General features: G+C 66.9%; 21 protein-coding genes and 1 pseudogene. 11 read left to right on the top strand and 11 right to left on the bottom strand.

The window, feature by feature from the left end:
- Window positions 1-8 precede the first annotated feature (8 nt).
- Both HNP46_RS16295 and HNP46_RS16290 read left to right on the top strand, forming a co-directional pair.
- A complete protein-coding gene (locus HNP46_RS16295; RefSeq protein WP_184590735.1) occupies window positions 9-1076 on the top strand; it encodes an HlyD family secretion protein in 1068 nt (355 codons plus the stop codon).
- Entirely contained in the window at window positions 1073-2527 is a 1455-nt protein-coding gene (locus tag HNP46_RS16290; RefSeq protein WP_184590733.1) for an efflux transporter outer membrane subunit, read from the top strand. The genes HNP46_RS16295 and HNP46_RS16290 overlap by 4 nt, the downstream gene beginning before the upstream one ends.
- 274 nt (window positions 2528-2801) lie before the next feature.
- On the opposite strand, the gene HNP46_RS16285 is transcribed toward HNP46_RS16290, so the two are convergent.
- Window positions 2802-3578, bottom strand: coding sequence for a GntR family transcriptional regulator (locus tag HNP46_RS16285; protein ID WP_184590731.1), 777 nt, complete (start codon window positions 3576-3578; stop codon window positions 2802-2804).
- Window positions 3579-3977: 399 nt separating this feature from the next.
- Here HNP46_RS16285 and HNP46_RS16280 point away from each other — a divergent pair, with 399 nt between their 5' ends.
- On the top strand, window positions 3978-5324 hold the full coding sequence (locus HNP46_RS16280) for an NCS2 family permease (protein ID WP_184590728.1): 1347 nt from the start codon (window positions 3978-3980) through the stop codon (window positions 5322-5324).
- A gap of 68 nt (window positions 5325-5392) precedes the next feature.
- Here HNP46_RS16280 and HNP46_RS16275 read toward each other — a convergent pair whose 3' ends face one another.
- Both HNP46_RS16275 and uraH read right to left on the bottom strand, forming a co-directional pair.
- The gene (locus HNP46_RS16275; RefSeq protein ID WP_184590725.1) at window positions 5393-7186 is read right to left on the bottom strand and encodes an ATP-binding protein; all 1794 of its coding nucleotides are present in this window, start codon (window positions 7184-7186) and stop codon (window positions 5393-5395) included.
- A gap of 163 nt (window positions 7187-7349) precedes the next feature.
- On the bottom strand, window positions 7350-7703 hold the full coding sequence (gene uraH / locus HNP46_RS16270) for a hydroxyisourate hydrolase (RefSeq protein WP_184590724.1): 354 nt from the start codon (window positions 7701-7703) through the stop codon (window positions 7350-7352).
- A 409-nt stretch (window positions 7704-8112) separates the two neighbouring features.
- On the opposite strand from uraH, the gene puuE reads away from it, so the two are divergent.
- From puuE to HNP46_RS16250, 4 genes are all read left to right on the top strand, one after another.
- Window positions 8113-9048 carry an allantoinase PuuE gene (gene puuE / locus HNP46_RS16265; RefSeq protein WP_184590721.1) on the top strand — a complete coding sequence of 312 codons (936 nt, stop codon included), beginning with the start codon at window positions 8113-8115 and terminating at the stop codon, window positions 9046-9048.
- Window positions 9045-9560 (top strand): 2-oxo-4-hydroxy-4-carboxy-5-ureidoimidazoline decarboxylase, encoded by a 516-nt coding sequence (gene uraD, locus HNP46_RS16260; protein ID WP_184590719.1) that lies wholly within the window; start codon window positions 9045-9047, stop codon window positions 9558-9560. Before puuE ends, uraD begins: the two co-directional genes overlap by 4 nt.
- 66 nt (window positions 9561-9626) lie before the next feature.
- Window positions 9627-10136: an ureidoglycolate lyase gene (locus HNP46_RS16255; RefSeq protein WP_184590717.1), complete on the top strand. Its 510-nt coding sequence runs from the start codon at window positions 9627-9629 to the stop codon at window positions 10134-10136.
- Window positions 10137-10186: 50 nt separating this feature from the next.
- Window positions 10187-11521 carry a urate hydroxylase PuuD gene (locus HNP46_RS16250; RefSeq protein WP_184590715.1) on the top strand — a complete coding sequence of 445 codons (1335 nt, stop codon included), beginning with the start codon at window positions 10187-10189 and terminating at the stop codon, window positions 11519-11521.
- Window positions 11522-11635: 114 nt separating this feature from the next.
- On the opposite strand, the gene mnmH is transcribed toward HNP46_RS16250, so the two are convergent.
- Together mnmH and selD are read right to left on the bottom strand one after the other, a co-directional pair.
- On the bottom strand, window positions 11636-12736 hold the full coding sequence (gene mnmH / locus HNP46_RS16245) for a tRNA 2-selenouridine(34) synthase MnmH (RefSeq protein WP_184590713.1): 1101 nt from the start codon (window positions 12734-12736) through the stop codon (window positions 11636-11638).
- Window positions 12736-13770 carry a selenide, water dikinase SelD gene (selD, locus tag HNP46_RS16240; protein ID WP_184590711.1) on the bottom strand — a complete coding sequence of 345 codons (1035 nt, stop codon included), beginning with the start codon at window positions 13768-13770 and terminating at the stop codon, window positions 12736-12738. Before selD ends, mnmH begins: the two co-directional genes overlap by 1 nt.
- A 108-nt stretch (window positions 13771-13878) precedes the next feature.
- Here selD and HNP46_RS16235 point away from each other — a divergent pair, with 108 nt between their 5' ends.
- Entirely contained in the window at window positions 13879-14916 is a 1038-nt protein-coding gene (locus tag HNP46_RS16235) for a patatin-like phospholipase family protein (protein WP_184590709.1), read from the top strand.
- 590 nt (window positions 14917-15506) lie between these two features.
- Here HNP46_RS16235 and HNP46_RS16230 read toward each other — a convergent pair.
- From HNP46_RS16230 to kdpF, 6 genes are all read right to left on the bottom strand, one after another.
- Window positions 15507-16199 carry a response regulator gene (locus HNP46_RS16230; RefSeq protein ID WP_184590973.1) on the bottom strand — a complete coding sequence of 231 codons (693 nt, stop codon included), beginning with the start codon at window positions 16197-16199 and terminating at the stop codon, window positions 15507-15509.
- A 40-nt stretch (window positions 16200-16239) separates the two neighbouring features.
- Complete coding sequence (locus HNP46_RS16225) at window positions 16240-18897, bottom strand: sensor histidine kinase (RefSeq protein WP_184590707.1); 2658 nt, start codon at window positions 18895-18897, stop codon at window positions 16240-16242.
- 164 nt (window positions 18898-19061) lie between these two features.
- A complete protein-coding gene (gene kdpC, locus HNP46_RS16220) occupies window positions 19062-19610 on the bottom strand; it encodes a potassium-transporting ATPase subunit KdpC (RefSeq protein ID WP_184590705.1) in 549 nt (182 codons plus the stop codon).
- 315 nt (window positions 19611-19925) lie between these two features.
- Window positions 19926-21986 (bottom strand): potassium-transporting ATPase subunit KdpB, encoded by a 2061-nt coding sequence (gene kdpB / locus HNP46_RS16215; RefSeq protein WP_184590703.1) that lies wholly within the window; start codon window positions 21984-21986, stop codon window positions 19926-19928.
- Between the two features lie 12 nt (window positions 21987-21998).
- Window positions 21999-23693 carry a potassium-transporting ATPase subunit KdpA gene (gene kdpA, locus HNP46_RS16210; RefSeq protein ID WP_184590701.1) on the bottom strand — a complete coding sequence of 565 codons (1695 nt, stop codon included), beginning with the start codon at window positions 23691-23693 and terminating at the stop codon, window positions 21999-22001.
- An 8-nt stretch (window positions 23694-23701) separates the two neighbouring features.
- On the bottom strand, window positions 23702-23791 hold the full coding sequence (gene kdpF / locus HNP46_RS16205) for a K(+)-transporting ATPase subunit F (RefSeq protein WP_009618573.1): 90 nt from the start codon (window positions 23789-23791) through the stop codon (window positions 23702-23704).
- Between the two features lie 321 nt (window positions 23792-24112).
- Between kdpF and HNP46_RS16200 the strand changes: the two genes are divergently transcribed.
- The 3 genes and pseudogenes from HNP46_RS16200 to xopAW all read left to right on the top strand — a co-directional run bounded on the left by HNP46_RS16200 (window position 24113) and on the right by xopAW (window position 26884).
- Complete coding sequence (locus HNP46_RS16200) at window positions 24113-24871, top strand: response regulator (RefSeq protein WP_184590699.1); 759 nt, start codon at window positions 24113-24115, stop codon at window positions 24869-24871.
- Window positions 24852-25999: pseudogene (locus HNP46_RS16195) on the top strand (sensor histidine kinase). The gene HNP46_RS16200 and the pseudogene HNP46_RS16195 overlap by 20 nt, the downstream one beginning before the upstream one ends.
- A gap of 108 nt (window positions 26000-26107) precedes the next feature.
- Window positions 26108-26884 carry a XopAW family type III secretion system calcium-binding effector gene (gene xopAW, locus HNP46_RS16190; protein ID WP_184590697.1) on the top strand — a complete coding sequence of 259 codons (777 nt, stop codon included), beginning with the start codon at window positions 26108-26110 and terminating at the stop codon, window positions 26882-26884.
- Window positions 26885-26972 lie beyond the last annotated feature (88 nt).

Raw genomic sequence — 26972 nt, 5'->3', positions numbered from 1 at the left:
GCCTGCCCATGTCGAAACTCAGTTCCCGTCGCGGCAGTCTGGCCCTGGTCGCCGCGCTGCTGCTCGCCCTTGTCGTCTACCTGTTGCTGCGCCTGCTGGGCCCCGCCCGCGAGCAGAGCACAGACGATGCCTATGTCCATGCCGACTTCACCCTGGTGGCGCCGAAAGTCGCCGGCTTCATCGAGGAAGTGCTGGTGGAAGACAACCAGTCGGTGAAGGCAGGACAAGTCCTGGCGCGCATCGACGCCCGCGATTACCGCGCCGCGCTGGAAGCCGCCGAGGCCGATGTGCTGGCCGCCGAGGCGCGTCATCACCACGTCGCCGCCGACCTCGAACGCCAGCAGGCGGTGATCGCGCAGAGCGCTGCCCAGGTGCAGGCCGACCAGGCTGCGCTGACCTTCGCCGCCCAGGAGCAGAACCGCTACCAGCATCTCGCGACCCAGGGCGCCGGCACCCTGCAGAATGCGCAGCAGGCGCGCTCGCGCGTCGACTCGGCAAAAGCCGTGCTGGACAAGGACAAGGCCGCCGCCCTCGCCGCCCGCAAGCAGCTCGACGTGCTGCTGGCCCAGCAGGCCGAAGCCCTCGGCGCGCTCAAGCGCGGCCAGGCGCAATTGCAGCAGGCACAGTTGAACCTGTCCTACACCGAAATCCGCGCGCCCTTCGACGGCATGGTCGGCCGCCGCGCCGTGCGCGTCGGCGCCTACACCACGCCGGGCAATGCGCTGCTCGCGGTGGTGCCGCTGCAGGACGCCTACGTGATCGGCAACTTCCAGGAGACCCAGCTCACGGAAGTGCAGCCCGGCCAGGCCGTGGAAATCAGCATCGACACCTTCCCCGGCAAGAAGCTGCGCGGCCACGTCGACAGCATCGCCCCGGCCACCGGCCTGAGCTTTGCGCCCATCGCCCCGGACAACGCCACCGGCAACTTCACCAAGATCGTCCAGCGCATCCCGGTGAAGATCGTCCTCGACGCTGACCAACCGCTGCGCGACAAGCTGCGTGTGGGCATGTCGGTGATCGCGCGGATCGACACCGGCAAGCACGCCGAGGAGAAGCAGAAGGTGGCCGTGCAATGATCGTCGCCCGCACGCCTCCGTTCGTACTGGCGGGCCTGGCCCTGCTCGCGCTCGGCGCCTGCAGCGTCGGCCCGGACTTCCAGCGCCCGGACGATGCCGATGCGCTGGACTGGTCCGCCCAGCGTGGCGACGCGCCGAGCCAGGCACTCAACGCACCGCTGGAAGCCCGCTGGTGGACGCTGATGGGCGATCCGCAACTGGATGACCTGCAACGTCGGGTGGCCGCCGCCAACCTCGACCTGCGCGAAGCCGACGCGCGCCTGCAGCAGAGCCGGGCGATCCGCCAGGCGCTGGGCGGCGACGCCGTGCCCAATGTCGGCGCGGACCTGGGCTACCAGCGCAAGCGCAACAGTGAAGTCGGCTTGAGCGACCCATCGGGCAAAGCCGGCAAGGACAGCTTCAACCAGCTTGACGGTGGCTTCGACCTGTCCTGGGAGCTGGACTTCTGGGGCCGTGTGCGCCGCCAGCTGGAGGCCGCCGACGCCAACGTCCAGGCCAGCGCGGAAAGCCGCCGCGACGTGCTGGTCTCGGTGCTCGCCGAGACCGCACGCAACTACCTGCAACTGCGCGCCGAGCAGGACCTGGAAGCCATCATCCGCGGCAACCTGGAGATCGCCCAGCGCAGCCTGGAGCTGACCCGCCTGCGCCGCGCCGATGGCGTCGCCACCGAGCTGGACGTCGCCGAAGCGCTGACCCAGGTCGCCAGCATCGAAGCGCGCCTGCCCGACAGCCAGAAGCGCCAGGCGCGCTTGATCAACGCCCTGGGTTACCTGCTCGGCGAAGCGCCGGGCGCCCTGCAGGCGGAGCTGGCCCAGGCCAGACCCGTGCCGCAACCGCCACGCGGCGTGCCGGTCGGCCTGCCCTCTGAACTGGCCCAGCGCCGCCCGGACATCCGCCGCGCCGAAGCCGCGCTGCACGCCGCCACCGCCAGCGTTGGCGTGGCCAAGGCAGACTTCTACCCGCGCATCAGCCTCAACGGCAGCTTCGGCTTCCAGGCCTTGCAGTTGTCGAACTTCGGCGACTGGAACAGCCGCACCTTCGGCATCGGCCCGAGCCTTTCGCTGCCGATCTTCGAAGGCGGCCGCCTGAAGGGCATGCTCGCCCTGCGCGAGGCGCAGCAACAGGAATCGGCCATCGCCTACCGCCGCACGGTGCTCAATGCCTGGCGCGAAGTGGACGACGCGCTGACCGACTACGCCGCCGACCAGCGCCGCCTGGCCAGCCTCGATAGCGCCGCCGAACACGGCCGCACCGCCCTGGCCAACGCCCGCGAGCAGTACAAGGCCGGCGCCGTGGACTTCCTCAACGTGCTCAGCGCCCAGCGCGAACTGCTGGCCACCGAGGAACAGCAGGTGCGCGGCCGCGAAGCCGTGGCGACGACCTTGGTGCTGCTCTACAAGTCCCTGGGTGGCGGTTGGCAGCAGGCCGAGGAAAGCGTCGGCCGGGACTGACGCCGGGGCGAATCCCGGGTATCAGGGAACGTCCTGATGCATCCGTAGGAGCGGACTCCGTCCGCGATGGCTTCAGGCGCGAGGCGGGCCGATCGCGGACAGAGTCCGCTCCTACGTCCATGGCAAACGCTCGGCACCGCCCCTGTAGGAGCGAGCTTGCTCGCGAACCCGCATCACAGCGGAACCTCCGGTAGCTGCGATCACGAGCCAGCCAGCTCAACCAGCAGCCCATGAAAAAGCCCCGCAATGGCGGGGCTTTTTTCTGGCGCGGCGATCAGGCCGCCGAGTCGGCGTCGGCCTTGCTGCGGCGCGGCTTCTTCTTGCCGGCCAGCAGGTGCGAGAACACCGCGTGCAGATCGCCCGAGGCGCCGTCCACGTCGAGGTTCAGCTTGTCGTCGATGTGCGCCATGTGGTGCATCATCAGGGTCACGGCCTTTTCCTTGTCGCCCTTCTCGATGGCGTCGAGGATTTCGTTGTGCTCGTCGAACGAGCAGTGCGAACGGCCACCGCTCTCGTACTGGGCGATGATCAGCGAGGTCTGCGACACAAGGCTGCGCTGGAAGACCACCAACGGCGCGTTCTTCGCCATCTCGGCGAGCTTCAGGTGGAATTCGCCGGAGAGGCGGATGCCGGCGCCACGATCACCGCGGGCGAAGCTGGATTGCTCCTGCCTGACCATGTCGCGCAACTCGCCGAGCAGTTCGCCGCTGGCATTGTCCACCGCCAGTTCGGTGATCGCGCGCTCGACGGTGCGGCGAGCGAAGAGAATCTGCCGGGCTTCCTCGATGCTCGGGCTGGCCACTACCGCGCCACGGTTCGGGCGCAGCAGCACGACCTGCTCGTGGGCCAGGCGCGACAGCGCGCGGCGGATGATGGTGCGGCTGACGCCGAAGATTTCGCCCAGGGCTTCTTCGCTCAACTTGGTACCGGGTGCCAGGCGCTGTTCGAGGATGGCGTCGAAGATGTGCGCGTAGACGATCTCGTCCTGAGTGCCGCTGCGCGCCTTGCCATTGCGCGGCTGCTTCCTGATCTGTTGCAACTGGTCGGTCATCGGAGTCGAACCCTGCTCAGCCGGTGTGAACCGGCACGAAATCCGTGGGGGGCTGAAGGTGAAACTGGCCGCGGGCCAGGTATGGCCGACAGTGTACACAAAGTGGCCACTATCGTGCAGCCGTCGCGAACAACTGCCGTTCGCCACCAATGCCGCAGCATGCGCGGGATGGATGGTTGCCATCCTGCGACCATTCCGTGGCTTTTCTTGTAAAAATCTTGCTGCCAGGTACTAAACATTATTTGAACTTTTTGTACACAACTGCATAATCGCGGCGTGACTTCCTGACTCAAGGGTCAACTAAATCACACCCTCACAACTCTTTCCGTTAGCGCAAGGGACGCAGGTGAACCAGCCGACGGCAAGGGACCAACAACAAGAGCGTTGAGGAGTACCGCTGTGGAAAGCACCAAACAAGAACAACAAGCCTTTGCGACCAGCCCCCCCGCCACCGGCCTGCTCGAACGCCTGTTCAAGCTCAGCCAGCACGGCACCACCGTGAAGACCGAACTCGCCGCGGGTCTGACGACCTTCATCACCATGGCGTACATCATCTTCGTCAACCCCAACATCATGGCCGACGCCGGCATCGACCACGGCGCCGCGTTCGTCGCCACCTGCCTGGCCGCCGCGCTGGGCTGCTTCCTCATGGGTCTGTACGCCAACTGGCCGGTGGGCCTGGCACCGGGCATGGGCCTCAACGCCTTCTTCACCTACACCGTGGTCAAGACCATGAACTACAGCTGGGAGATCGCGCTGGGCGCGGTGTTCATCTCCGGCATCGCCTTCATGGTCCTGACCTTCTCGCGCATCCGCGAATGGCTGCTCAACAGCATCCCGGTCAGCCTGCGCTTCGCCATGGGCGCCGGGGTCGGCCTGTTCCTCGGGCTGATCGGCCTGAAGACCGCCGGCATCGTGGTCGCCAGCCCCGCCACCCTGGTGCACCTGGGTGACCTCACCAGCCCCGGCCCGCTGCTCGCCGCCATCTGCTTCCTGATGATCGCGGTGCTGGAATACCGCCGCGTGTTCGGCGGCATCCTGATCAGCATCCTCACCGTCACCGTGGCCGGCATCGCCCTGGGCATCGTCAAGTTCGGCGGGGTGTTCTCCATGCCGCCGAGCCTGGCGCCGACCTTCCTGGCGATGGACATCGCCGGCGCGTTCAACGTGACCATGATCAGCGTGATCCTGGCCTTCCTCTTCGTGCACATGTTCGACACCGCCGGCACCCTGATGGGCGTTGCCCAGCGTGCGCACCTGGTGCGTGAAGACGGCCGCATCGAGAACCTGTCCAAGGCGATGAAGGCCGACAGCACCTCCAGCGCCTTCGGTGCGGTGCTCGGCGTGCCGCCGGTGACCAGCTACGTGGAAAGCGCCGCGGGCGTCGCCGCTGGCGGCCGCACCGGCCTGACTGCGGTCACCGTGGGCGTGCTGTTCGTCGCGGCGATGTTCTTCGCTCCGCTGGCCGGCATGATCCCCGCGTACGCCACCGCCGGCGCGCTGATCTACGTCGCCATGCTGATGATGGGCGGCATGGCCCACATCGACTGGAACGAGCACACCGAGACCATCCCGGCCATCGTCACGGTGATCATGATGCCGCTGACCTTCTCGGTCGCCGACGGCATCGCCCTGGGCTTCGTGACCTACGTGGCGATGAAGGTCTTCACCGGCCGCCACAAGGACGTCACCGTCAGCCTCTACGCGCTGTGCGCGATCTTCGTGGCGAAGTTCATCTTCCTCTGAGGCGCTTCCCCGCACGGTAAAAAAAGACCCCGGCCATGGCCGGGGTCTTCACTTGCGGGGAGCGCCACTCAGTGAGCAGCGTCAGGCAGGCTCAAGCCCAGGCGAATCTGGGTGCCGATACCCGGACGGCTGCTGACGCTGATCTGCCCCCCCATCAACTCCGCCAGGCTGCGGCACAGCGCCAGGCCCAGACCCGAACCACCACGGCGGATGCGCTGCGGGTCCAGGCTGTAGACGAAGGGTTCGAAGAGCACCGCCTGCTCGTCCTCGGCGATCCCCACGCCGCTATCGGTCACCGTCAACTCCACGCCGACCAGGCCGTTGCCCTGCCCGCGCGCGACCAGGCGAACGCTGATCTCCCCGACTTCGGTGAATTTCACCGCGTTGCCCAGCAGGTTGGCCAGGATCTGCCGTACCCGCAGCGGGTCGCACCAGACTTCCCGACTCAAGGCCTGAGCGGTATCCACTTCGAGCGTCAAACCCTTGGCCACGGCCTGCTCGCGGAAGTCAGCCACCGCGCGCGTCACCAACTCGCGCAGGTCAATGATCTCCAGCGCCAGTTGCAGCCGGCCGGTCTTGGCACGGCTGAGCAGCTGCAGATCGTCCAGCACGCCGAGCAGGTTATTGGCCATGGTGCGCGCCACCTGCAGCGGCTCACGACGGCGTTGGGGATCCTCCTGGTTCAGGGCGAGGTCGACCATGGCGACAATACTCTGCAACGGTCCCTGCATCTCCGAGCCCAGCCCGGCCAGGTATTGGGTCTTGCCCCGGCTGATGCTCTCGACCCGTGCATTGGCATTGCGCAGCTCGCGCACCAGGTCATCGCGGTCGGTGATGTCCATTGCACCGCAGATCGCCCCCATCAACCGGCCGCCTGCATCCACGTAAGGACGCCCCCAGTGGTGGAAAACACGACGCCCCAGGTGCAAGCGCACTTCCACGTCGAAATCATAGGACTCACCCCGCGCAATGGCGGCCACCAGGGTGTCGCGCATGACCTCGCCTTCCTGCTGATCGGCGAACATCTCCAGCTCCCCGAGCAGCTTGCCGACCACCTCTTCCAACCGGCGTCCGAGGATCGCCAGGGAAGCCTGGTTGCAATACAGAACCCGCGCATCCAGCCCACGGATGGTGACCGGATAGGGCAGTGCGTCGATCATGTGGCGAAGCAGGTCGAGCTCCCGGCGCTGCTCCTCGCTGATCAGGGTGGCCGCCCCGTCCGCTTCGGCATTACCCCCTTCCACCAGCCCTTGTCGGCGGCCGATATCGATCAGCTCCACCAGCGACTTGGCACGCAGCTTCTGCATCAGCCGCACCTTGTAGGTGCTCACCGTCTTGTCGCTGATCGACAGTTGGTCGGCGATGGCAATATTACTCATGCCCTGGGCCAGCAGATGCAGCACGCTCAGCTCGCGTACCGACAAGCCCTTGATCAGCTCACCGTGGCCCGCCTCCTCTGCAGCGCTGACGCTGCCCAGGGCATGGCTGGGGAAATAGCTGTGCCCCTGGGCGATGGCACGCACGGCCTCGCGCACGGCCTGCGGGTCCTCCTGCTTGCTGACGAAGCCGGCGGCGCCGGCGGTCAGGCAACGCCCGGCGAAGTACTCCGAATCCTGGGCGGTCAGCACCAGTACCTTGACTGCCGACTCCTGGGCGACCAGTCGCTGCAGGACCTCCAGCCCGCCCAGGCGCGGAATCGACAGTTCGAGAATCATCAGGTCGGGCCGGCATTGGCGTACCTGTTGCAGCGCATCGGGTCCGTTGTCGGCCTCGCCGACCACCTCATGACGATCTGCCTCCATCATCAGGCGCAAGGCGTGACGGGTAACCGGTTGTTCATCGACGATCAGAATCCTGCTCATGGCATCCTCAATACGATATTCCTCACTTCTTCTAGCCCAAATGCCGCGCACGCGCCTGCGAATGGCGGGTAAATCGCTGAATGACAGGCAAAGAAAAGCCCGCAGTGTGGGCGGGCCGAGGAAGACTCCACGAAGAGTCCGGGGGAAGACCTACGGGCGGGGACTAGCTGCCGCGATAGGTGGAATAGCTGTAGGGGGAGATCAGCAGCGGCACATGGTAGTGGTCGCTTTCCGAGGCGATGCCGAAGCGCAAAACGACCTGGTCGAGGAACGCCGGCTGGGGCAGTTCCACGCCGCGGGCACGGTAGTAGTCGCCGGCATTGAACAGCAGCTGGTAGACACCGGCGCGGAAGTCCTCGCCCTGCAGCAGCGGCTCGTCGCAGCGGCCGTCGTCGTTGGTGACGCGGCTGGCGATCAGCTCCAGCTGCTGGCCTTCGACGCGGTACAGCTCGATCCTGATGCCGTGGCCAGGGCAGCCGTGGGCGGAATCCAGTACGTGGGTAGTCAGGCGTCCCATGGGCTTAGCGGTGTCCTGCGGCAGAGCCGGCCGACACCTTCCTCCTCTGTCTTGTTGGTTCGAATGGGCGGCTGTCGCCAGGACAGCCCGCCGGTGCATTGGGTGGCAGCGAATATAACCAGCGGCGCGCTTTATTGTATACAAAAAACTGATTCAATCTTGCAAAAACCACCCTCTACGCCAGTCTGCAGTCGCTCCCCGAATCGCTGGAAAACCCGCTGGAGGCCGCATCAGGACTGGACACTTCGCACATCCAAGCCCGGCTCCCGGCTGACGAACGGATTCAAACGACCGTTGCGCAGATTGTATTTACAGACCGACCAACATTTTGTATACAATGCACCCATCAACGGCAGCGCGCAGTCCACCGACCCGGCGCCGACCGCCAACCACAAGAAGGAACACTGCAGTGAGCGCTGACTACCCACGCGACCTGATCGGTTACGGCAACAACATCCCCCACCCGCACTGGCCGAACGATGCGCGCATCGCCCTGTCCTTCGTCCTCAACTACGAGGAAGGCGGCGAGCGCAACATCCTGCATGGTGATGCCGAATCCGAAGCTTTCCTCTCCGAGATGGTCGCCGCCCAGCCACTCAAGGGCGAGCGCAACATGTGCATGGAATCGCTCTACGAGTACGGCAGCCGCGCCGGCGTGTGGCGCCTGCTCAAGCTGTTCAGGAAGCATGACCTGCCGCTGACCGTGTTCGCCGTGGCCATGGCCGCCCAGCGCCACCCCGAAGCGATCCGCCAGATGGTCGCCGACGGCCACGAAATCTGCAGCCACGGCTACCGCTGGATCGACTACCAGTACATGGACGAGGCGCAGGAACGCGAGCACATGTTCGAGGCCGTGCGCATCCTCACCGAGCTGACCGGCCAGCGCCCGCAGGGCTGGTACACCGGCCGCCTGGGCCCGAACACCCGGCGCATCGTCCGCGAGGACGGCAACTTCCTCTACGACTCCGACACCTACGACGACGACCTGCCCTACTGGGACCCGGCGAGCACCGCCGAAAAGCCGCACCTGGTGATCCCCTACACCCTGGACACCAACGACATGCGCTTCACCCAGGTGCAGGGCTTCAACAAGGGCGACGACTTCTTCGAATACCTGAAAGACGCCTTCGACGTGCTCTACGCCGAGGGTGCCGAAGGCGCGCCGAAGATGCTTTCCATCGGCATGCACTGCCGCCTGCTCGGCCGTCCGGCGCGCATGGCCTCGCTGGAGCGTTTCATCCAGTACGTCAAGGGTCACGAGAAGGTGTGGATCGCCCGCCGCGTCGACATCGCCAGGCACTGGCACGAGAACCACCCGTTCAAAGCGCAGGAGAACCCGGCATGAGCCGCTTCCAGACCCTGACCCCGGCCAGCCTCGACCGCGCCGCCTTCGTCGCCACTTTCGCCGACATCTACGAGCACTCCCCGTGGGTCGCCGAGAAGGCCTACGACCTGGGCGTGGACGACAGCCTGAACGACATCGAACTGCTGCAGCAGCGCATGGCCGACATCCTCCTGTCCGCCAGCCATGAAGCGCAGCTGGCACTGATCAATGCTCACCCGGACCTCGCCGGCAAAGCCGCAGTCCGCGGCGAACTGACCGCTTCCAGCACCGCCGAACAGGCCGGCGCCGGCATCCAGGACTGCACCGCCGAGGAGTTCGCCCGTTTCACGCAGCTCAACGACGCCTACAAGGCCAAGTTCGGCTTCCCCTTCATCAAGGCCGTGAAGGGCAGCAACCGTCACCAGATCCTCGCCGCGTTCGAAGAGCGCATCCACAACACGCCGGAGCAGGAGTTCCAGACCGCCCTGGCGGAGATCAACAAGATCGCGATGTTCCGCCTGCAGCAGCTCTGAGCGAGCGGACCTTCACTCCTCTCCTGCGGAGAGGCCCATGCGAACAACGATAAAAGAAGACCAGCCATGCGTACCCTGAAGATAGAGCCGTTGACCAAGGAAGCCTTCGCCCCGTTCGGTGATGTCATCGAGACCGAAGGCAGTGATTTCTTCATGATCAACAACGGTTCCACCCGCCGTTATCACAAGCTCGCCACCGTCGAAACGGCGCAGCCCGATGACAAGGCGATCATCAGCATCTTCAGCGCCGAATCCCTAGAGATGCCCTTGCGCATCCGCATGCTGGAACGCCATCCGCAGGGCAGTCAGGCGTTCATTCCGCTGCTCGGCAACCCCTTTCTGATCGTGGTCGCGCCGCTTGGCGACGTACCTGTATCGGGCCACGTCCGCGCTTTCCTCTCCAACGGCAAGCAGGGCGTCAATTACCACCGCGGCGTCTGGCACCACCCGGTGCTGACGATCGAAAAGCGGGATGACTTCCTGGTGGTCGATCGCAGCGGTTCTGGCAACAACTGCGACGAGCATTTCTTCACCGAGGACGAACAGCTCCTCCTCGACCCCCAAGCAAACCAATAAGAGAGGCCCGCGCAGCGCGACGGCGATGCCCGGGCAAGAGGTAAAAGACTGTGGAAGCACATCTCATCGAATGGCTGAACCTGCTGGTCCGCTGGATCCACATGATCGTGGGTATCGCGTGGATCGGCGCCTCGTTCTACTTCGTCTGGCTGGAAAACAACCTCAACCGCGCCAACCCGCGCGAGGGGCTTTCCGGTGATCTCTGGGCGATCCACGGTGGCGGTATCTACCACCTGGAGAAGTACAAGCTCGCCCCGCCGAAAATGCCGGACAACCTGCACTGGTTCAAATGGGAGGCCTACTCCACCTGGATGTCGGGTGTCTGCCTGCTGACCATCGTGTTCTACCTGAACCCGACCCTGTACCTGATCGCTCCGGGCAGCGACCTGTCGCCGGCCGCCGCCGTGGCCATCGGCATCGGCTCGCTGATCGCCGGCTGGTTCGTCTACAGCACCCTGTGCGACTCCCCGCTGGGCAAGAAACCCGCCCTGCTCGGCGCCATCCTGTTCGGCCTGCTGGTCCTCGCCGCCTACCTGCTCAGCCAGGTGTTCAGCGGCCGCGGTGCCTACCTGCACGTGGGCGCCATCATCGGCACCATCATGGTCGGCAACGTGTTCCGCGTGATCATGCCGGCCCAGCGCGCGCTGGTTAAGGCCATCGAGGAAGGCCGCGAGCCCGACCCGGTGCTGCCGGCCAAGGGTCTGCTGCGTTCGCGCCACAACAACTACTTCACCCTGCCGGTGCTGTTCATCATGATCAGCAACCACTTCCCGAGCACCTACGGCAGCCACTACAACTGGCTGATCCTGACCTGCATCGCGGCGCTGGCGGTGATCGTGCGTCACTACTTCAACACCCGCCACAATGGCAACGGCATGGCCTGGGCCCTGCCCGCCGGCGCCGTGGGCATGATCGCCCTGGCCTTCGTCACCGGACCGAACTTCCCCAGCAGCGATAACACCGTCAGCGCCCAGCCGGCAAAGGTGGAGTATCAGCCGCTGCCGGAAACCGCCATCGGCGGCAAGACCCCGGCCGAGCGCGCCAAGGACGAGGAAGCCGCCAAGGCCGCCGCTGCCCAGCAGGCTCAGGCCGCTCCGGCCCAGGCGTCCAGCGCTGGTTCGACCGAAGGCTTCGACAAGGTCCACCACGTCATCCAGGAACGCTGCGCCGTGTGCCACTCGGCCAAGCCGACCAGCAACCTGTTCAGCACCGCACCGGCTGGCGTGATGTTCGACACCCCGCAGCAGATCCAGCAGCTCGCCCCGCGCATCCAGGCGCAGGCCGTGGCCTCGCAGGTGATGCCGCTGGGCAACATCACCCAGATGACCCCGGAAGAGCGCAAGCTCGTCGGCGACTGGATCTCCAGGGGCGCCCAGGTGAATTGAGCCTGCGGCACGGCCAGGAAAACCGCACCTTCGGGTGCGGTTTTTTTATGCCCGCAGGATGGCCGGGCAGGCTCGCCGGCCGGGGGCGAGCCTGTCGCGAGCTCTGGACAGGAACTAGCGCTCAGCGCGGAAGCGCAGGTACTCGACCACCTCGTCCTGGGTGCCGCGAAACTCCACGCGCTCGCCCTTGCTCTCGCGCTGGAAGGCGTACATCGGGTCGTAGTATTCACCCAGCAGGCCCTCGATCCAGCCGCGGTGCAGGTCCACCGCGCCGCTGCGCTTCTGCTCTTCCAGGGCGGCATCCATGATCGCCGCAAGGCGCTGGTAACGCTCACCGCCCAGGCGCTTGACGATGCCCGACAGGCTCTTGCGCAGGTAGGCGGCAAAGGAGTCGAAGCCGCCCTCCTCGCCCACCGTACGCACATGGTCAGCGCACAGATCGACGACATAATCCTTGAGGATGCGCTCCACGCGGTGCTCGAAACTGTCTTCCAGCCACACCAGCGGGTAGTGCTGCATGCCCTGGTACAGCTCCAGCGGCACCGAGCAACTGCCGACGATGCGCCCCTCGTCTTCCAGCACGAACTGATCCAGGCCGGCGTGGCGCTTCTTCAGGATGTCGATGGCCAGGCGGTTCTCGAAATCGATCTGCGCCGGCTGCGGCGTGGCGCGGCGGCCGAAGGCGGAGCCGCGATGGTTGGCGTGGCCTTCCAGGTCCAGGCTGTTGGCCAACTGGGCAATGACCTCGGTCTTGCCGGTGCCGGTCAGGCCGCCCACCAGCACGAACTGGCATTCCTCGACGGCGGCGCGGGTGGTGTCGAAGAGGAAGCCGCGCATCGCCTTGTAGCCGCCGACCACGCGCGGGTACTCGATGCCGGCCTCGGTCTTCAGCCACTGCTGGGTGATCTGCGAGCGCAGCCCGCCGCGGAAGCAGTACAGGTAACCCTCGGGATTGGCCCTGGCGAAGTTCGCCCAGGCCTCGATGCGCTCGGCCTTGAGCGGGCCCATGACCAGCTCGTGGCCCAGGGCGATGGCCGCCTGCTGGCCGTTCTGCTTGTAGCAGGTACCGACCTTCTGCCGCTCGATGTCGTTCATCAGCGGCAGGTTGATCACATCGGGGAACGCGCCCTTGCCGAACTCGACCGGGGCGCGCACGTCCATCATCTTCACATCGCCGAGGAACAGCTCGCGGTAGTGGCGGGTGTTGTCGCGCATCACGCCACCTCGACCGCGTGACTCTGTCGGCCGACCAGTTCGCCGATCGGCGCCAGGTCCATGCCCAGTTCTTTCGCGGTGGCGAGGAACTGCGCCTCGCCGTCCGGCTCCACCGCCACCAGCAGGCCGCCGCTGGTCTGCGGGTCGCACAGCAGCAGTTTGTGCAGCTCCGGCAGCGGCGCAATGCGCTCACCGTAGCTGTCGAAGTTGCGCAGCGTGCCGCCGGGCACGCAGCCGGCTTCCAGGTAGTACTCGACGCTGGCCAGGCGCGGCACGGCGTCGTAGCGAACGCGCGCGGTCAGACCGCTGCCGTCGGCCATTTCCACCAGGTGGCCGAGCAGGCCGAACCCGGTGACGTCAGTCATCGCCTTCACCCCATCGAGCTTGCCGAAGCGCGCGCCGGGCTTGTTCAAGGTGCACATCCAGTCACGGGCAACGCCCACGTCCTCGGCGCGCAGCTTGGCCTTCTTCTCGGCAGTGGTGAGGATGCCGATGCCCAGCGGCTTGGTCAGGTACAGCTTGCAGCCGGCGGTGGCAGTGTCGTTGCGCTTCATGAAGCGCTTCTCCACCAGCCCGGTGACGGCGAGGCCGAAGATCGGTTCCGGGGCGTCGATGGAATGGCCGCCGGCCAGCGGGATGCCGGCTTCGTCGCAGACCTTGCGGCCACCGGCAATCACCTCGCGGGCGATTTCCGGCGCCAGCACGTTCACCGGCCAGCCAAGGATGGCGATGGCCATCAGCGGGTCGCCGCCCATGGCGTAGATGTCGCTGATGGCGTTGGTGGCAGCGATGCGGCCGAAGTCGAACGGGTCGTCGACGATCGGCATGAAGAAGTCGGTGGTGGACACCACGCCGCGCTCGGCGTCGATCTCGTAGACGGCGGCGTCATCGCGCGAGGCATTGCCGACCCACAGCTTGGGGTCGAGGTTCTGCGCACCACTGCCGGCGAGGATGACCTCCAGGACCTTGGGGGAAATCTTGCAACCACAGCCGGCACCGTGGCTGTACTGGGTCAGGCGGATCGGTTCGCTCATCGGGAGGCTCCGGTCGGGGAAATCAAACGCCGATTCTAGCAAAGCCCGGCTTGGCTCGACCGGTACCCTCGGCGTATCGTCGGGCAGTTCGTAACGCGGAGTTGCCCCATGTCAAAACAGATCGCGCTGGTACTCGGTTCCGGCGGCGCGCGCGGTTATGCGCATATCGGAGTGATCGAGGAGATCGAACGGCGCGGCTATGAAGTGGTTTGCATCGCCGGCTGCTCCATGGGCGCGGTGATCGGCGGCATCTACGCCGCCGGCAAGCTGGGCGAATACCGCGACTGGGTGGAGAGCCTGGACTACCTCGACGTGCTGCGCCTGCTGGACGTCAGCTTCCGCCTCGGTGCCATTCGCGGCGAACGGGTATTCGGCAAGATCCACGAGATTCTCGGCGAGATCGACATCGAACAGCTGCCGATCCCCTACACCGCGGTGGCCACCGACCTGACCAACCAGCAGGAAATCTGGTTCCAGGAAGGCTGCCTGCACCAGGCCATGCGCGCCTCGGCGGCGATTCCCAGCCTGTTCACCCCGGTCATGCAGGGCAGCCGCATGCTGGTCGACGGCGGCCTGCTCAACCCGCTGCCGATCGTCCCGGTGGTGTCGACCCACGCCGACCTGATCGTCGCGGTCAACCTCAACGCCACCAACCAGCGCCAGTACTCGCTGCCGGTGATCGAACGCCCGGCAGCCTTGAAGGGCCGATTCGATTCGGTGATCAACGGGCTTTCCAACAAGCTCAGCTTCTTCCGCCGTGGCGAAGTCGAACCGCCACCGGAACTGATCGCCGATGCCCTGCTCCACCCGGTACCGGCCGTCTCCGAAGAGCCCGCCGAGCCGGAAATGCAGCAACCCGCCGCCGCCCCGCAGGCCAAGGGCTCGCCGCGCTCGGCCACCGGCAGCCACGTGATCGACAGCAGCAGCCCGGCCTCGCTGCTGGAACTGGTGAACCAGAGCTTCGAAGTGATGCAGACCTCGCTCGCGCAATACAAGATCGCCGGCTACCCGCCGGACATCCTGATCAACGTGCCCAAGCGCGTCTGCCGTTTCTTCGAGTTCTACAAGGCACCGGAACTCATCGCCCTCGGCCGGCAGATCGCCAGCGATACGCTGGATCGGTATGAGGCGGAGAATCCTTACTGACCGGTTGAGACGGTGCCGTGCGGTTCGCGAGCGAGAACTAGGCGTCCCCCTCGCTCCTACAGGTAGCGCTTGGCCTCGGCATCTTTCGATGGAATTGGAGTACGTCGCGTGGGATTTCGCGGACAAGGTCCGCTCCTACGAAAAGCCATACCGCGCCGCTTTAGCTGGCTCTGGCTCGTAAAGACTTCCAGAGAAACATCCGCACGCGCCGAATGCCCCGTTCAGGAGGCCTCGTTGAAGCGGAGTTTCAGGGGTTGAGCGACATGGATGTCGCGAGAGCTGCGATGGGCCAGGGACGGCCCTTCGCAGCGTGCCCCTGAAACTTCGATTCAACGAGGGAATTTTTCGCCTAAGCGAAAAACCGGATGTCCGGGGCAAGACTTTTTGGTTCCTTTTGTGTCGTTTGACAAAAGGGACTCGCCCGAGGGGGCGAAACACGACGTCCACGCGCACGCCGAAGCGGCGCTGAAACTCCGAGTCGAGGCAAAGTTATCGCGGACAAAGTCCGCTCCTACGTACGGGGGGAGCGCCGAAACCGACCGGTAGGAGCGCGCCATGCGCGCCACCGGGTGCAGGGGAGCACCAGTCGATCAACCCTCGCGCAGGCGATAACCAACGCCCGCTTCGGTCACGATAAACCGCGGCGTCGCCGGATCATCAGCAAGCTTCTGCCGCAGATGGCCAACGACGACGCGCAGGTAGTGCGTGTCCTCGGCATGGGTCGGCCCCCAGATATCCTTGAGCAATTGCTGCTGTGTCACCACCCGGCCAACGTGCCGCGCCAGGGTCGACAGCACCGCGTATTCCTTGCGGGTCAACGAAACCTCGATGCCCTCCAGCAACACCCGGCGATAGGAGAAGTCCACACTCAACGGCCCCACCGCCACCACCGCTTCCTGCGTCTCGCCGCTCGCCCCCTGGCGCAGCAGCACGCGGATGCGCGCGAGGAACTCCTGGATGCCGAAGGGCTTGGTCACGTAATCATTGGCACCGCTGTCCAGCGCCAGCACCTTCTCGCTTTCGCTGGCGCGCACCGAAAGCACCAGCACCGGTACCTGCGACCACTCACGCAGTTCGCGCAGCACGTCCTGGCCGTCCTTGTCCGGCAGGCCGAGGTCAAGCACCACCAGGTCCGGGCGACCCAGGGCGGCCTGGGCCAGGCCTTCCTCGCCGGTGCCGGCTTCGAGCACCTTGTAGCCGCCGGCGCTCAGGCTGATGCGCAGGAACTTGCGGATCTGCGGTTCGTCGTCGACGACCAGGATGGTGGCGGCGCTGGCGTTCATCGGCAGTCCAGGCTGGCGGGGGGCGTCCAGCTTGAGCCTTTCAGACAGCGGCATCAAGCTGCTCCAGGTCCGGCTGCTGCTGCAACGGCAGGTGCAGCACGAGGGTCGTACCACGCCCGTCGATGCCGTCCTCGACGGTGATCCGCCCGCCGTGGGCACCGACCATGCCTTGGCAGATCGCCAGGCCCAGCCCGGTGCCCTGCCCGCCACGATCGCCGCGTGCGGCGGTGTAGAACATGTCGAAGATCTTCTCGCGTTCCGCCGGCGGAATGCCCGGTCCTTCGTCGCTGACCAGGAAGCGCAGCTCCTCATCAGCCTGCTCCACCGCCACCCGCAAGCGACCTTGCGGCGGCGAGAAGCGCGCGGCGTTTTCCAGCACGTTGACCAGCGCCTGTTCGATCAGCGCGGCATGCACGTAGAGCAGCGGCAGCTCCGGCGGCACGCGGGTTTCCACACGGTACGGGGCGACAACCGCACGCAGGCGATTGAGCGCACTGCCGACAATATCGCCGGGCGATACCCAGTCGCGCGACAGCTTCAGCCCGCCGTGGCCGAGGCGGGTCATGTCCAGCAGGTTCTGGATGTAGCGGTCCAGGCGCTCGGCTTCGTCGCGGGTGCTCTCCAGCAGCTCGCGACGATCCGCCGGTGGGATGGCATCGCCCAGGGCCAGCAGGCTGTCGATGGCGCCACGCATGGAGGTCAGCGGCGTGCGCAGGTCATGACTGACAGAGGCCAGCAGCGCGCTGCGCAGTTGTTCGGTTTCTCCGTGCAGGCGCGCGGCTTCGAGGTCTTCGGCAAGACGCGCACGGGCCAAGGCCTGCGCCAGCGGTTGGCCGAGAGCAGCCAGCAGCCGGCGGCGCGACCCGGACAAAGGTTGCGCATCGCGCGGGCTGACGCCCAGCAGCGCCAGCGGGCCATCCTCACCGGACAGCGGCCACCACCACCAGCGCCCGCCCGGCAGCGTGCCGGTGCCCAGGCCGGCGGGCTGGTCGTGCTGCCAGGCCCAGTCGGCGGCGGCGCGTTCCTGATCTTCCAGGGCGCGTTGGAGACCGCCCTCCAGTTTCCACTCGCCGTTGACCCGGCCGAGCAGGCAGATATCCAGACCGTCCCAACCACCGAGCTGCTGCGCGGCGGCGGCCATCACCGCCTGGCGGTCGGTGGCGGCGGTGAGCTTGCGCGACAGGTCGAGCATCTGGCTGGTCTCTTCCTGGGTCTCGCGCAGCGCCTGCAGTTGCCGGCGCTGGCGGGCCGCGAGGTTGCCGGTGAGGCCGGCCATGAGCAGGAAGAACAACAGGGTCAGCACGTCTTCTTCGCGCTGGATGGAGAAAGAGAAATGCGGCGGGATGAACAGGAAGTCGTAGGCCAGGAACGACAGCACCGCGCAGGCCAGCGCCGGGCCGAGGCTGCTGCGCACCGCCACCAGCAGCACCGCGGCGAGGAATACCAGGGAGATGTTCGGCAGCTCCAGCACGCTGGCCACCGCCCAGGCCAGGGCGCTGGCGCAACCGGCGGCCACGGCGGCGAGCAGGTAGTTGCCCCAGGGCCAGCTCGCCTGCGGGCGGACCTTGGGCGGCGCCAGATCGGCCTCGCTGTCGAGCACGCTGATTTCCAGCCCATCGCCCAGGCGCAGCAGGCGCGCGGCGAGGCCGCCACCGAACAGCTGGCGATACCAGCGTTGCCGCGAACGGCCGACCAGCAGCAGCGTGGCGCGGCGCTCCTTGGCGTGTTCGACCAGGGTGCGCGCAACTTCGCCGCCACGCAGTTCCACCACGTCACCGCCCAGGCGCTCGGCCAGTTGCTGGGCGTTCTGCAATTGCATCCGCGACTCTTCGCTGCGCGCCTCGCCGGTATCCACATGCACCAGCGACCAGGGCAGGTGCCGGCGCTCGGCCACGCGACTGGCGTGGCGTACCAGGCGCTCGGCGTTGTGTTCGCCGTCCACACCGACCAGCAGGCGCCCGCGCACGGCAGGCGCCTCGCTGCCCTGCTGGCGATAGCGATGGGCAAGGTCGGCGTCGACCCGCGCCGCGGCAGTCTGCATGGCCAGCTCGCGCAGCGCGGTGAGGTTGGTCTGGCTGAAGAAGGCATCGATGGCGGCGCGGGCCTGCTCGGGCACGTAGACCTTGCCCTCGCGCAGACGCTCCAGCAGTTCGCGCGGCGGCAGGTCCACCAGCAGCAGCTCGAAGGCTTCCTGCAGAACCCAGTCGGGCACGGTTTCGCGTACCTGCACGCCGGTGATGTCGCGCACGTGGTCGTTGAGGCTTTCCAGGTGCTGGACGTTGACCGTGGTGTAGACGTCGATGCCGGCCGAGAGCAGTTCCTGGATGTCCTGCCAGCGCTTGGCGTGGCGGCTGCCGGGGGCATTGCTGTGGGCCAGCTCGTCCACCAGCGCCAGGGTCGGCGGATCGGCCAGCAGGCCGTCGAGGTCCATTTCCTCCAGGGTGATGCCGCGGTAGACGGAACGCTTGAGCGCCTGCTGCGGCAGGCCGGCGAGCAGCGCTTCGGTCTCGGCGCGGCCGTGGGTCTCGACGACTCCGACACGCAGCTTCACGCCCTGGCGCAACTGGCTCTGGGCGGCCAGCAGCATGGCGTAGGTCTTGCCGACTCCTGGCGCTGCGCCGAGGAAGACCTTGAGACGACCACGGCCCATGGCGGGCAGGTCGGCCAGCAGGGCGTCGGCGCGGTTGGGGTCGGTCATGGCGGTATCCTCGGAGCGTCTTGGGCGCTCGTTTCATGAGTGGAGCAGGAGCTTAAGGCCCCTCACCCCAGCCCTCTCCCAAGGGGAGAGGGAGCCGTCCTCTGCCTCTGGACGGCCCTGCGTTTTTCCTCGTACCGCGGCAGGCTCGGTACTGGCGCTGGAGTCTAGCGAGGCAGGCTGGCCAGGGCCATGTTCAGCGCCAGCACGTTGACCACGGCGGGGCCGATCAGCGGGCGTTCGGTGTTGGCTTCCACCAGCTTCTCCAGGCTGGCCGCCGGCACGCCGCGTTCCAGGGCGATGCGTGGCACCTGGTACAACGCAGCGGCGGGCGGCAGTTGCGGGTCGAGGCCGCTGCCGGAGGTGGTGACCAGTGCCAGCGGCACCGGCTGGCCGCCGACCTGCTGGGCAGCGGCGTCCTTGGCGATGCGCTCAGCCAGCGCCGGGTTGCCGGGGGCGAGGTTGCTGGCGCTGCTGGAAACGGTGGCGAAGTCGCCGGCCGAAGGGCGCGGATGGAACCACTGGGCGCCGTCGAATTTCTGCGCGATCAACGCGGAGCCGCGCACATTGCCGTGCTCGTCGCGTACCAGGCTGCCGTTGGCCTGGTCGTGGAAGGCGACCTGGGCAATGCCGGTGACGGCCAGCGGGTAGACGACGCCGGTGATGGCACCGAGCAGGACCAGCGAGGCAATGGCGGGGCGGAGTTGGTTGAGCATTTTCGTGTTCCTCTGTTGGGTTGGGAGCGGGGGTTTGCCCTCACCCCAGCCCTCTCCCGGAGGGAGAGGGGGCGGTTCGGCGTGGCCGGCGAGCTCGGTACTTCCCGAGCACTCCGGAGTCCCTTCTCCCGAAAGGAAAGGCAGTTGTTCGCTGTGGCCGGTGAGCTCGGTGCATGCCGAGCACTCCGGAGTCCCCTCTCCCGGAAGGAGAGGCAGTTGTTCGGTGTGGCCGGCGAGCTCAGTTCTTCCCGAGCACTCCGGACGGTCCCCTCTCCCTCCGGGAGAGGGTTAGGGTGAGGGGAAAAGGCCGGCACCTCAGGCCAGGCCCACCGCCACCAGCACCATATCGATCACCTTGATCCCCACGAACGGCGCCAGCAGCCCGCCGACGCCATAGATCAGCAGGTTGCGCCGCAGCAGCTGCGAGGCATCGCTGGCCTGCACGCGCACGCCGCGCAGTGCCAGCGGGATCAGCGCAACGATGATCAGCGCGTTGAACACGATGGCCGAGAGGATGGCGCTCTGCGGGCTGGCCAGCTTAATCACGTTGAGCACGCCCAGTTGCGGGTAGATGCCGGCGAACAGCGCAGGAAGGATGGCGAAGTACTTGGCCACGTCGTTGGCCACCGAGAAGGTGGTCAGCGCGCCACGGGTCACCAGCAGTTCCTTGCCCACCTGCACCACGTCCAGCAGCTTGGTCGGGTCGCTGTCCAGGTCCACCAGGTTGGCGGCCTCGCGGGCGGCCTGGGTGCCGTCGTTCATGGCCATGCCGACGTCCGCCTGGGCCAGGGCCGGGGCGTCGTTGGCGCCGTCGCCGCACATGGCGACCATACGGCCCTCGCCCTGCTCCTGGCGGATGCGCGCCAGCTTCTTCTCCGGGGTGGCTTCGGCGATCACGTCGTCCACGCCCGCCTCGGCGGCGATGGCGACGGCGGTCAGCGGGTTGTCGCCGGTCACCATCACGGTGCGGATGCCCATGCGGCGCAACTCGGCGAAGCGCTCACGGATGCCCGGCTTGACCACGTCCTTCAAGTGGATGGCACCCAGAAGCTTGCCGTCGGCCACCACCAGCAGCGGCGTGCCGCCGCTCTGGGCGATGCGTTCGATTTCCTTGGCCAGGCTCTCGGGCATCTGCGCGCGCTCCAGACCGACGAAGGCCAGCGCCGCATCCACCGCGCCCTTGCGATAGACGTGGCCGTCGAAGTCGATGCCCGACAGGCGCGTCTCGGCGCTGAAGGCAATCGGCGTCACGCGGTTGCGTTCCGGCTCCGGCAGGATGATCTGCGAGCGAAGGAACTCGACAATGGATTTGCCCTCCGGCGTGTCGTCGGCCAGCGAAGCGAGGAACGCGCCCTCGGCCAGTTCCAGCGGCTGCACGCCAGGGGCAGTGTGCAGCGCGCTGCAACGGCGGTTGCCGAAGGTGATGGTGCCGGTCTTGTCGAGCATCAGCACGTGCACGTCCCCCGCCGCTTCCACAGCGCGGCCGGACTTGGCGATGACGTTCAGGCGCACCAGGCGGTCCATGCCGGCGATGCCGATGGCCGAGAGCAGGCCGCCGATGGTGGTGGGGATCAGCGTCACCAGCAACGCCACCAGGAACACCAGCGGCAGGTTGCCGCCGACGAACAGGGCGAAGGGCTTCAGGGTCACGACCACCAGCAGGAAGATCAGCGTCAGGCCGATCAGCAGGATGTCCAGCGCCACTTCGTTGGGGGTCTTCTGGCGCTTGGCGCCTTCCACCAGGGCGATCATGCGGTCGAGGGTGGACTCGCCGGGGTTGGCGGTGATCTTCACCAGCAGCCAGTCGGAGACCAGCCGGGTGTTGCCGGTGACGGCCGAGCGGTCGCCGCCGGACTCGCGGATCACCGGCGCGGATTCGCCGGTGATGGCCGCCTCGTTGACCGCCGCCACGCCTTCGATCACCTCGCCGTCGCCGGGGATCAGCTCGCCGGCTTCGACCCGCACCACGTCACCCTTGCGCAGGCTACTGGCGGCGACTTTCTCGAACTGGCCGGTAACCGCCATGCGCATCGCCTGCAGGCCCTGAGTACCGGCCTTGAGACTGTCGGCGCGGGCCTTGCCGCGACCCTCGGCGAGCGCTTCGGCGAAGTTGGCGAAGAGCACGGTGAACCACAGCCACACGGCAATCTGCACGGCGACGAAGGTGGGCACGGACTCACCGCCGACGATACAGAGCACAGTGGTCAGCACGGCGGTCAGGGCCACCACCAGCATCACCGGCGAGCGTTGCAGCTGGCGCGGGTCGAGCTTGAGGAAGGCCTGGATCAGCGCCGGCTTCCACAAGGAAGACAACGCGGTGCTCGGGCGTTTCTCGACGGCCTTGTTCACGGCCAGTTCCTGGGTTTTCGCATTCATTGCGATAGCTCCTCAGAAGCCAAGCGTCAGGTGATCGGCCACCGGGCCCAGCACCAGCGTTGGCAGGAAGTTCAGGCCGCCCACCAGCAGGATGGTGGCGGTCAGCAGGCTGACGAACAGCAGGCCGTGGGTCGGGAAGCTGTTGGGGCCGACCGGGGTGGCCTTCTTCGCCGCCAGGCTGCCGGCGATCGCCAGCACCGGCAGGATGTAGCCGAAGCGGCCAATGAGCATGGCCAGGGCGATCATCAGGTTGTGGAACGGCGTGTTGGCGCCGAAGCCACCGAACGCCGAGCCGTTGTTCGCGGTGCCCGAGGTGTAGGCGTAAAGCAGTTGGCTGAAACCGTGGGCGCCGGGGTTGCTCACCGAGGCGGCCGGGCCCGGCAGGCTGGCGGCGATGGCGCCGAGTACCAGCACACCCACCGGCATCACCAGCAGGGTCGCGACCAGCAGGCGCACTTCCCGGGCTTCGAGTTTCTTGCCGAGGTATTCCGGAGTTCGACCGACCATCAGCCCGGCGAGGAACACCGCCACCAGGACGAACAGCAGCATGCCGTAGAGGCCCGCGCCGACACCGCCGAAGATCACCTCGCCGACCATCATGTTGAGCATCGCGACCATGCCCGACAGCGGGTTGAGGCTGTCATGCATGGCGTTCACCGAACCGTTGGAGGCGGCCGTGGTGGTCACCGCCCAGAGCACGCTGGCGGTGGTGCCGAAGCGGCTCTCCTTGCCCTCCAGCGGCGCGACCTGCTCCACCGGCAGCGCACTCAGCGCAGGGTTCGGCTGATACTCGGCCCACAGCGACACGCCCAGGCCCAAGGCGAACAGCACCAGCATGCAACCGAGGATGGCGCGGCTCTGGCGCAGGTCCTTGACGTAGTGGCCGAAGGTGAACACCAGCGCGGCCGGGATCAGGATGATCGAGACGACCTCGAACAGGTTGCTCCAGATGGTCGGGTTCTCGAACGGATGCGCCGAGTTCACGCCGAAGAAACCGCCGCCGTTGGTGCCCAATTGCTTGATGGCGATCTGGCTGGCCGCCGGGCCCAGCGGGATGGACTGGTCGGCGCCCTGCACGGTCAGCGCGTGGGCATAGTCGAGGAAGGTCTGCGGCACGCCCTGCCAGACCAGCAGCAGCGCCAGCAGCAGGCACAGCGGGAGCAGCCCGTAGAGGGTGGCGCGGGTCAGGTCGACCCAGAAGTTGCCCAGGTTGTTCGTCGACTTGCGCGAAATGCCACGGGCCAGCGCCACCAGCACGGCCAGGCCGACCGCGGCGCTGACGAAGTTCTGCACGGTCAGCCCGAGCATCTGGCTCAGGTAGCTGAGCGAGGCTTCGCCGCTGTAGGCCTGCCAGTTGGTGTTGGTGACGAAGCTCACCGCGGTGTTGAACGCCAGGGTCCATTCCAGGCCCGGCAGGTGCTGCGGGTTGAGCGGCAGCGCGCCCTGCAGCATGAGGATGGCGAACAGCAGCGCCAGCCCGGCCAGGTTGAAGGCCAGCAGCGCGACGGTGTAGCTCTTCCAGTCCTGCTCATCCTCGGGGTGGATGCCGCAGGCACGGTAAATCGCCCGCTCCACTGGCAGCAACACGGGACTCAGGAAGGTCCGCTGGCCTTCCATCACCCTGTAGTAGAAACGCCCGAGAAACGGCGCCGGCACCAGCACCAGCGCCAGGAAGGCGACGATCAGCAACAGGTCATGACTGTTCATGACGTCTCCTAGGAACGGTCGGCGCGCAGCAGCGCCACCAGCAGGTAGATGAACAGTCCCGTGGCCAGGACCAGTGACACACCATCGAGCACACTCATGATTGCTTTCTCCTCACGCGGGCGACTCCATCGCTTGGGCGGCCGTTGCCGCCTGACGGAAATTTTCCGCAAGCGGCGCGTAAAGGAGCGATTCCCGGGCCCGGCGGGCGGCATAAAGAAAGCGTAAAAAACCGCTCTGGCGTGGCATTCGCGGCCTTTTGTATCTGACCCGATACACAGCGGACACGCTGGCGACACCCTCACGCCGCAGCCTCGCCGACCATGGCCCGCGCACGTGATGACGGGTTAGCATGCGCAGGTCGCATGCCCCTAGAGGCCCCTGGCCACCCTGCCCCACGTTTTCCCGCGACAGGTTTCTTCATGCACCCGACCCCTTCCGACGACCCGCGCCGCTGGACCACCCGCGCCCTGCTGGTGGATGACGACGAGCCGATCCGCGAGCTGCTCTGCGGTTATCTCGCGCGCTTCAACATCGAGGCCCACGGCGTTGCCGACGGCGTCGAGATGCGCCGCGCCCTGGAGAACGACAGCTTCGACGTGGTGGTGCTGGACCTGATGCTGCCCGGCGAGGACGGTCTGTCCCTGTGCCGCTTCCTGCGCGCCGAGTCGGACATCCCGATCCTCATGCTCACCGCCCGCTGCGAGCCGGCGGACCGCATCATCGGCCTGGAGCTGGGCGCCGACGACTACATGGCCAAGCCCTTCGAACCGCGCGAACTGGTGGCGCGCATCCAGACCATCCTGCGCCGCGTGCGCGGCGGCAACCTGGTCGGCAGCGACGACAGCGCCCGCGGCGAACCGCGCGCCCAGGTACGCTTCGACCAGTGGCGCCTGGACAGCGTGCTGCGCCAGCTGCATGCGCCAGACGGTCTTGTCGTGCCGCTGTCCAACGCCGAATTCCGCCTGCTCTGGGTGTTCCTCGAACGCCCGCGGCGGGTGCTCAACCGCGAATTGCTGCTGGATGCCGCCCGTGGTCGCGCCATCGAGGCCTTCGACCGCAGCATCGATCTGCTGGTCTCGCGCCTGCGGCAGAAGCTCGGCGACGACCCGCGCTCGCCCCGGCTGATCAAGACCGTGCGCGGCGAAGGCTACCTGTTCGATGTCCGCGACATCGCCTGAGTCCGCGCCCGAGCGCGCGAAGGAAAAGCCGCTGGAACGCGCCGACAGCCTGTTCGCCCGGCTGTTCGGGGTGTTCCTGCTGGCCATCGTGGTCGCCCACCTGCTGGCCTTCGCCTGGTTCCACTACTACGGCCCGCACCGCCCGGACATGCCGCCGCCCCCGCCGCCGGAGCAGGGCTTCGAGCGCGGTCCGCCGCCGGGCTTCGGCGCCCCGCCCGAGGGTTTCCGCCCGCCACCGGAAGGCTTCCGCCCGCCGCCACCCCCGCCGCCACGCCTGCCGTTCTGGAGTGCACCGTTCGCCTTCCAGCTGCTGGCGCTGATCCTTGCCGCCGGCATCGGCGCCCGCCTGCTGGCGCGCCCGGTACAGCGCATGGGTGACGCCGCATTGCGCCTCTCCGAAGACCTGGACAGCCCGCCGCTGCCGGAGACCGGCCCGCGCGAAGCCCGCCAGGCCGCCCACGCCTTCAATCGCATGCGCGAACGCATCCGCGAGCAGGTGCAGCAGCGCAGCCGCATGCTGGTGGCGGTGTCCCATGATCTGCGCACCCCGTTGTCACGCCTGCGCCTGCGCGTCGAGGAAATCGACAACCCGCAGCTGCGCACGCGCATCGGCCAGGACCTCGCCGAGATGATCGGCATGCTCGACTCCACCCTGCACTACCTGCAGCAGGAGCGCGCCAGCGAACCGCTGCAGTGGTTCGACGTGAAAGCCCTGGCCGACTCCCTGGCCGAAGACGCCTGCGAGCGCGGTGCCGATGTCGGCGTGGACGGCTATTGCGCGCCGCTCAAGGTCCACCCATGGCCCTGCGTTCATGCCTGAACAACCTGCTGGACAATGCCCTGCGCTACGCCGGCGATGTCAGCATCGAACTGCGCGACGGCACCCGCGAAGTGGAAATCCGCGTGCGCGACCACGGTCCGGGCATCCCCGCCGAGCTGCGCGAGCAGGTGTTCGAGCCGTTCTTCCGCCTGGAAGGCTCGCGCAACCGCAACTCCGGCGGCGTCGGCCTGGGCCTGGCCATCGCCCGCGATGCGGCGCGGCGCCAGGGCGGCGACCTGGTCTTCGAGGAAACCCCCGGCGGCGGCGCCACCGCGGTGCTGCGCCTGCCCAGAAGCACAACCGGGTAACGCCGTTGTAGCCGCCAGCAGACAAAGCGCACAAACCGGCGACACAGGCGAGCCCGAGGCTGTCATCAGCGGAGAACCCTCCGCTTCGGCAACCACGGAGACTCTCCCATGATCAGCGGCGTGAGCAGCAGCTATGCGAGCTACTACACCAGCTCGCTCGCCCGGACCCAGACCGCCAGCAGCACCACCGCAACCACCAGCGGTAGCAGCGGCAACCAGGGCGCGGCGAAATTCCAGGAAGATCTGTTCAAGTCCATCGACAGCAATGGCGACGGCAGCATCAGCAAGGATGAACTGACCAGCGCGCTGTCCTCCAGCGACGACTCGGACAGCAGCGACATCGATATCGACGCCCTGCTCAGCGAGCTGGACAGCGACGACAGCGGCGGCATTTCCCAGGACGAGCTGTCCGCGGCCATGCCCCCACCGCCACCACCACCCGGCGAGATGGGCGGGCTGGGCGATTCCGCCGAAGACCTGATCAGCCAGCTGGATACCGACGGCGATGGCAGCATCAGCGCCGACGAACTCTCCGCACTGGGCAGCGGCGATGACGACAGCGAGCGCCTGAGCACTCTGTTCAGCCAGCTCGACGCCGACGGCAGCGGCTCGATCAGCAACGACGAGCTGACCAGCACACTGCAGGCCCAGCGCCCGGACGGCCCGCCACCGCCCCCGCCTCCTTCGGCCTCCAGCGGTTCGTCCGACGACTCCTCCAACAGTTCTTCGGCCAGCACGACCACCGCCTCCACCAGCACCTCCAGCAACGCCAACACCGGCGCGGCCTACCAGAAGCTGGTGGCGAACCTGCTCAAGCAATACCAGAGCAGCGAGCTCACTTCGCTGCAGGCCACCAGTGGCAGCCTGGTGAATATCGCCGCGTGACCCAGTCGTGACGGCTGACGCCGGAGCGCCCGTGCTCCGGCGGTCTTTCTCCGTTTGCATCCCTCCCCGACTTTGCCCTAGGCTTGGG

The organism is Pseudomonas nitroreducens (genome assembly GCF_014204515.1).
In the GTDB taxonomy this organism is placed as follows: domain Bacteria; phylum Pseudomonadota; class Gammaproteobacteria; order Pseudomonadales; family Pseudomonadaceae; genus Pseudomonas; species Pseudomonas nitritireducens_A.
The sequence above is the reverse complement of the archived record's forward strand: the minus strand, read 5'-3'. Positions and strand labels throughout refer to the sequence as shown.